This window comes from Clostridium sp. DSM 8431, from assembly GCF_900116755.1.
GTDB lineage: Bacteria > Bacillota > Clostridia > Clostridiales > Clostridiaceae > Clostridium.
In genome coordinates this window covers 1-7,004 of record NZ_FPBY01000173.1, presented here as the reverse complement: position 1 = coordinate 7,004, position 7,004 = coordinate 1, and the positions used below count along the sequence as shown (strand labels likewise).

General features: G+C 24.0%; 8 protein-coding genes. 2 read left to right on the top strand and 6 right to left on the bottom strand.

Annotated features, from left to right (window positions below):
- Positions 1-220: 220 nt before the first annotated feature.
- From BM384_RS14170 to BM384_RS14145, 6 genes are all read right to left on the bottom strand, one after another.
- Positions 221-1,225 carry a hypothetical protein gene (locus tag BM384_RS14170; RefSeq protein ID WP_090014540.1) on the bottom strand — a complete coding sequence of 335 codons (1,005 nt, stop codon included), beginning with the start codon at positions 1,223-1,225 and terminating at the stop codon, positions 221-223.
- Positions 1,225-2,388: an FtsX-like permease family protein gene (locus tag BM384_RS14165; protein WP_090014539.1), complete on the bottom strand. Its 1,164-nt coding sequence runs from the start codon at positions 2,386-2,388 to the stop codon at positions 1,225-1,227. Before BM384_RS14165 ends, BM384_RS14170 begins: the two co-directional genes overlap by 1 nt.
- A gap of 16 nt (positions 2,389-2,404) precedes the next feature.
- Positions 2,405-3,073 carry an ABC transporter ATP-binding protein gene (locus BM384_RS14160; protein WP_175537399.1) on the bottom strand — a complete coding sequence of 223 codons (669 nt, stop codon included), beginning with the start codon at positions 3,071-3,073 and terminating at the stop codon, positions 2,405-2,407.
- Between the two features lie 24 nt (positions 3,074-3,097).
- A complete protein-coding gene (locus BM384_RS14155; protein WP_090014536.1) occupies positions 3,098-4,270 on the bottom strand; it encodes a hypothetical protein in 1,173 nt (390 codons plus the stop codon).
- A gap of 112 nt (positions 4,271-4,382) precedes the next feature.
- Complete coding sequence (locus BM384_RS14150; RefSeq protein ID WP_090014535.1) at positions 4,383-4,811, bottom strand: hypothetical protein; 429 nt, start codon at positions 4,809-4,811, stop codon at positions 4,383-4,385.
- Between the two features lie 55 nt (positions 4,812-4,866).
- The gene (locus tag BM384_RS14145) at positions 4,867-5,313 is read right to left on the bottom strand and encodes a hypothetical protein (RefSeq protein WP_090014533.1); all 447 of its coding nucleotides are present in this window, start codon (positions 5,311-5,313) and stop codon (positions 4,867-4,869) included.
- Positions 5,314-5,608: 295 nt separating this feature from the next.
- Here BM384_RS14145 and BM384_RS14140 point away from each other — a divergent pair, with 295 nt between their 5' ends.
- Together BM384_RS14140 and BM384_RS14135 are read left to right on the top strand one after the other, a co-directional pair.
- Entirely contained in the window at positions 5,609-6,211 is a 603-nt protein-coding gene (locus BM384_RS14140; protein WP_090014531.1) for a recombinase family protein, read from the top strand.
- Positions 6,212-6,338: 127 nt separating this feature from the next.
- Positions 6,339-6,926 (top strand): hypothetical protein, encoded by a 588-nt coding sequence (locus tag BM384_RS14135; protein WP_090014530.1) that lies wholly within the window; start codon positions 6,339-6,341, stop codon positions 6,924-6,926.
- The last annotated feature ends 78 nt before the right edge of the window (positions 6,927-7,004 follow it).

Here is a 7,004-nt window from a genome sequence, read left to right as displayed (position 1 = left end):
ATTGAGGTATGATGTAAATCTCAATAACTTTATAGGGATATTTTATTACTATTTTTGAAGCAATAAAAGACGCCAAAAACTTTTACGCTTACGTTTTTTTAAAGTAATAAGATGATAAATAATTAATTTGTAAAAGATTTATATAGGCACTAGTACTAAAGAATTTCTTAAGATATAATTTCTTCTAGTACTAGTGCCTATTACGGGTAAATTGAATGAACTATTTTAATAATTCAAATTGCAAAGCATTATTAATTTTGAAAAAATCCTCATTGGAGATTATATAATTTTCATTATTTATTTGTTTTACGCCTTGGGTTTGAATATTCTTATCAGTTAATTTTTTTATAGATGTATTATTAATATTTAGTTTGTAAAGACTTAATAGATTTCCACCATTCTCATTGCTTATTAATAATAGTTCATCATTAGTTATAGGGGTTGAAGCTAAAATGCTATTATTAATATTTTCTGTTATATCTAAATTGTAAGATTTTGGAAGGGTAGATTCATTTAAATTTATTGTTTCTATTAAATATAGCTTTATAGGCTTAGTATTATTAATATCAGAGGCTATAAACAAGAATTTATCATCTAAATATGTAATATAACCATTTAAAATTTCTTCTGATAGTTTAATAGAAGTAATTTGGGAATTTATAATTTCAAGCAAATAAGTACCATTTTGATTAGTATAGATAGATAAAAATTTATCTGTAGTTTTATTAAAACTACCACGTAATACTCTGCTTTTATCATCTATTTTACTTGAAAAATTTAAATTAGATAGTTCTTCATTTTCTATATTATACATCATTAAATTCCAGTCGGTATCATCATATTTAACTAATATTAAGCTTGAACTAGAAGCTCCAATTAGAGAATATCCTTTTTCATTAAGCGATACAAATTTTCCGTTGTCATATGGGAAAAATAATTGATCCTTCTGATTATCATCAGGAGAATTTAGTAGCCAACAGTTATCATATTCAGTAATAACAGAATTTTTATTTATTGATTTATCTCTAAATGTAATTTTATTCGATTTATCAGTATTTACATTTTTCGTATAGAGAGTTAGCTTTTTGTTTGATAATTTATACATAATCAGAGTTTCTGAATCAATTACAGACGAATTATCATTTCCGCAATTAGTACAAATTAAACTTGCTATTAATAATATTGTAAATGATATTACCATTTTAAAATATTTATTATATTTCATTATTTTAAAATCTCCTTATAAAAAGTTCCATTCGTAAGTTTAGCTAAAAGTTTTTTCAATTGAATAGTTCCTAATATCAATAATAATCCTATTACCAGTAAAAAATCTAATGAAAAATATAATAGTATATATTTTGATATTAAATTAAATTTAAAGAAATAATTTAACGGTATTGAAATTATAATTGTTCCAGCTAAAGATAATATAAATGTGATAATTCCATTCATAAAAAATTCGCTTATAAATAATTTATAAATGTTTTTTTGCTCAATGCCCAATAAATATAATAAACCAACATCCCTTTTCCTTAACACTAAAAGTTGCTTAATATTTGAAGAAATATTAAATATAGTTATAACTAAAAAAACTAATAATATAATAGAACTTATTGTAGTAATTGTTACGGCGAATTCTGGAAGAGAATTAGTTGTTTTTAAGGCATATTTAACAATTAAAGTGTCATCTAAATTTTCTATTTCCTTACATACAGTTTTCATGTTATCAACTTTTGGACATATAACGATAATTTTAGCAGCACCAATATTGTTCTGTTCAGGATTAAACAATTGTTGGAATGATGATGGATCTATAATTGAAGTTTCCGGAGGAAAATAAAGTAACTCAGGCATTGTAAATTTTTTTGTTAAAGAAGAAGTCATATACTGGGAACTTCCAAATATTTCACCATCTTTTATTGTTGGAATATGTGCACATAATTCTATATTTTCATTATCATTAAATGATTCTGAATCAACAGCCTTAGTATTTAATAAAAAAAATTTATCACTACTAATGGAATCTTCTACGCCAAAATATTTAAGATATTCTTTTGAAACTGGGATTATAGCACTAGAAGATTTAGAACTCTTATTTTCTTTTAATACTTCAGCGTTCATTTCATAATCAAAAAATGCATATTCTACTCCATCTATTTTTTTTATTTTGTCCAAAATACTATTATCAAATTTATAATTTAAATCTTTATTTTCAATTTGCATAAAATATAGATTTGAATTATCAACAATATCTGATTTATAATTATTAGTTACATTTAAAATAAATCCAATTATAAAATTAAATATAAGTATAAAAAATGTAAGTGAAAAAATAATATTAAAAAACTTCTTTATGTTTCTTTTAAAAAACAGTACTGAAATTGACATATTATATCACCCTTCCTTAGTATTCTATTAGTTTTCCGTCTTTTAAATTATATATTACGTCAGCTATAGATTTGTAGATTTCATCATGTGTAACAATTATTATTGTTTTTCCACAATTTTTTAATGATAAAAAAGAAGAAATTAATATTTCCTTATTTTTTGAATCAATATTCGCACTAGGTTCATCAGCCAATATAAGTTCTGTATCATTTAAATAACATCTAGCAATAGTTATTCTCTGACGTTCACCACCAGAAAGAAATTTAACTTTTTTATGCAATATTTCTTCAATATTAAGTTTTTTCGCTTCTTCAATAATTTTAGCTTTTCTTACAACCTCATTCAAAGATGTAGTTAACTTTAAATATACGTTTAGATTTTCAAATGTAGTTAATTCTTCAAATAAATTAAATTCTTGAAATATTAAACCTATATTTTTCTGCCTTATTAAGCTTTTTTCTGTTGATGTTAATTCTTCTAAATTTCTACTTTCCCAATAATAGTTTCCAGAGGATGGTTTTTCAATCATAGAAATTATATTTAATAATGTTGATTTTCCAGAACCCGATGGGCCCATTATTACATATATCTTTTTACTTTTAATAGTTAAATTAACATTATTTAATATACATTGTTGATCATAATTTTTATTTATATTTCTTAAATTTATAATTTCTTTTTCCATTAAACACCTCATATTTATAATTTTTTATCGTAAATTTAAAGATTCAATCTGATCTCCTTCAAATGTAGCTTGTAAACTTGTTGACTTATAATTATTACTATATGAATATCCATACGATGTTTTATATGAATACAATTTTTCATATATTTTATCTAGTATACTATCTTCAACTTCAATTTTATATGAGTTTATCATATTAATATAAATGTTAGCATAACGAACATAATAGTCACTTTCACTATTGAATATTTTTTCTCCAATTAAATTAAAATCAATACCATCTGCACTTTTATGAATATTTGATATAATTTCATCATACATTAATTCCATTAATAATAAATGTGAATCATCTGTGTAATTAGTTTTATTAAATTCGTATATATTAGTAAAAGCTTCTTCTAACTTATTAGCTGCTTCACTTTCATTCAAAAACAATAATATTTTAATTTGCCAATACAAGCTTATAAAATTTTCTTTTTGAAGTTCATCATTAGAATGTACTTTTTCAATTAAAGTATTAATTTTATCTTCTATATATTTAAATTTTTCATTCTTATTCATATATTTTTTTGTGTTTAAAAAATAATATATTTCTGAATAATCTATGCCTTCTTTTTTATATTTATCTAACACAGAATCAATATAGTCATTTAGCATTTTTCCGTTAACATCAAAGTTACTATTTTCAATAAGTGCTGTATTTATGAAATAATATAAAGTTTTAAATGTAGGGATTAACTGTGCAGGAGCTGTAAATGTGTTATTACTATCTCTTGGATATGTAGAAATTATATTTTTTACTATTTCTACATTTTGACTAGTAGAATTTATAATATTAAAACAGTAAAATTTTATTACAGCAGGAATATCAATATTATTCTTGATAAGTTGTAACATTTTTTCTGAGATAAAAGAGAGTTTATCTTTATTATCCACATTATCACATAACATAGATAATAAAGGTATATTATCTATATTATTTATAAAATCATCTGTTAAATTATCAATTAAATTATTAGTTGCATTATTAATAGATTTTTGTATTTTGCTAACTTCATTCGTCAAATTTAAATTTTTTAATATTCTAGCTTTGTAAAATAAAATTGTCTCATTATCAAAATTAACATTATCATGATAAAATTCAATTGATTGTATTGAATTTAATACAAAGTCTTTTAAATTTACACTAGTATTCAAAATATCTTTTAAACTTGATATTTTTTCTAAAGCATCAAGTTTTATCAGCTTATCTTTTTCTTTAAATTGATTCCATCTTTCTATATAATATGTATTAATAAAACTACAAATATTATTTTTTATTATTTTTCAACTCTGGTGCAATATTAATATTTGTAGTTTTATTTAATAACACAATATAAAAATATATATTACTTAATAATAATTCTGGATTGCTATTTTTAAATGATTCATTATTTAATTCATTATTTAATTCATTATTTATTCTATGTATTAAGTTCTGAAAATTAAAGTTTTGATTATATATATGATAATCTATCATTATAATATTGTTTATAATAGTATCTTCCAATGAAAATTTGTCAGTATATTCAATAACAGTAATACCATCCTTATGAATAAATTTGTTTATATAAGATGAATTTAAATCATTACTTGTCTTATTATATTTATCTTTAGATGCACAGCTACAAAATGCACTTATTATGTATATAACTGAAAATAAAATACATATTAATTTAACAACAAATCTCCTTTTCATAAAAACTCCTTTAAAAAGGAAGCTAAATAAAAACTAGCTCCCTTTTTTATAAGTATTATACTTTAGCAAGAGTACTATATGTTTTTCCTCTAGCAAACATAGTTGCAGTATTATTACATCCTACATAAAGACATAATCCATTACCAGCTACTCTACCTCTAAATGAAGCATCACTTGCATTATAGTTTGTCCAAGAGCTTCCGGTTGATGAGCCTGAACCTGATACGCCTGCGCCGTTCCAAGATACACTTCCTCCTATAGAATAGAAACTCCAGCTAGTCTTTATCCATTCTGCATGATAAGGATCTGTACCAGAATAATGTGCAGAAACTTGAAAATCACCAGTTCCATTAGCATCAGAAAGAGATTGAATCCATACATTAGATGTTAGCTTTCCATTGAATGCATTTGTTGATGCACTATCGCTAGTCGCGAACGCAGGCACCGAACAAATTCCAGTTACAAATAATGTTGTTAATAGAGCAATTATCTTTTTTTTCATATTTTTTCTCCTAAATAATAAAATTTTTTTATAGTACTATATATTTTATAATTCTCTATTAATTCTTAAATTCCTTCTTTTTATTTGATTTTTTTAAAAATATTTACATTTTTTATTTAGTAATTTGAGATGTAAAAATTCACATATTACATTAACCGGTATATTGAGTTTTTAAATTTTTATTTTCAATAATATTCAGTGTCAAAACTTAAGAGTATTGATACCGAAATAATACTCGTGTAAAATTAACTCATCAACTAGAGTCAAAACTAATATTCAAAAGTGAGGGTAGCAAATGAGTAAGATTGTAGGATATTGTAGAGTGTCAACAAAAGGACAGCTTGAAGGAAATTCTATTGAAGAGCAAAGAAAAAGTATTATAGAAAGATATTCAAATGCAGAAATAGTTGAAGAAAGTTATAGTGGAGCAAAGGAAAGAAAGATATTTAATGATGTAGTATCTTCTTTAAAAGAAGGAGATACTTTAGTAGTAACTAAGCTTGATAGGTTTTGCAGAAGTACTAAAGAAGGATTAGGATATATAGATAAACTAATGAACAAAGGAGTAAAGATACATATTCTTAATATGGGATTGATTGAAGATACTCCAATGGAGAGGTTAATAGTTACTAATCTTTTAGAATTTGCAGAGTTTGAAAGAGCAATGATTATTGAAAGAACTCAAAGTGGCAAAGCTATTGCAAAGCAAAAGAAAGGTTTTAAAGAAGGTAGACCTAAAAAGCATACTGTAAAGCAAATTGATAATGCACTATCAATGCTTAGTGTTAATGGTGGTAAGTATAGTTATACAGAAGTTGCAGAAATAACTAATATAAGTAAGAGAACACTTATAAGAGAAAATAATAAAAGAAAATTAGTTCGTGAAGAGGTTAAGTAAACAGCCTCTTCATTTTTGTATATAAGATTAAAAATTTTGTTTTGATATTTTACATTTAAGAACTCTAGTTGGCACTAATGATGGTGAAAAAGAAAAATTAATAACTATCATTGGGGAGGAAAATATAATGAGAAAAAGAGTAACAAAAGAAATTGCACAACAAAGAGTAAATGAAATAGGAAGAGAGTTGACAATATTGGAGTGGAGTACAACAAAAAAGCCATGTAAAATACAATGCAATAAATGTGGAGTTATATCAGAAGTTAAGGAAGGATATTATGTTTATACAGAAAGTAATGGATATTTCATATGGCATGACTGTATAGGATGTATGATAAATGAAAAGAAGCATAGCAGAGAGCTATTGAAAAAGAAAATAGAAGAAGATAAAGAAAGATATCATAGTTATTTAGTTAGGGAAGGGCAAGTTATAGATGATAGAATTGAATTAGCAAGAGAAGAACTAAAAAAATATCTAAATAAAGAAGTGATAGCTTCTAATTTGGTAGAAGATATAAGTAAAGTATTAGGTATAGAAAAGATGTCTTTTGTTAGGTTTAATTTCTCGGTTTTAGATAGGATAGCTGATTATGATGTGATAAAGCTTAATAAGTTTGGTAAGAAGGGATATATAATAAAAAATGTGTATGATTTAGTATTACCTAAAACAAAGCAAAGAATTGAACTAGAAGAAAAATTTAAAGATAAAAATTAGAGAGACCACTAGGAGGGCACTGAAAAAGTGCCCTTCGGAAAATTAAGTCCAAAAGATTGTTATTCAACAATCTTTTGG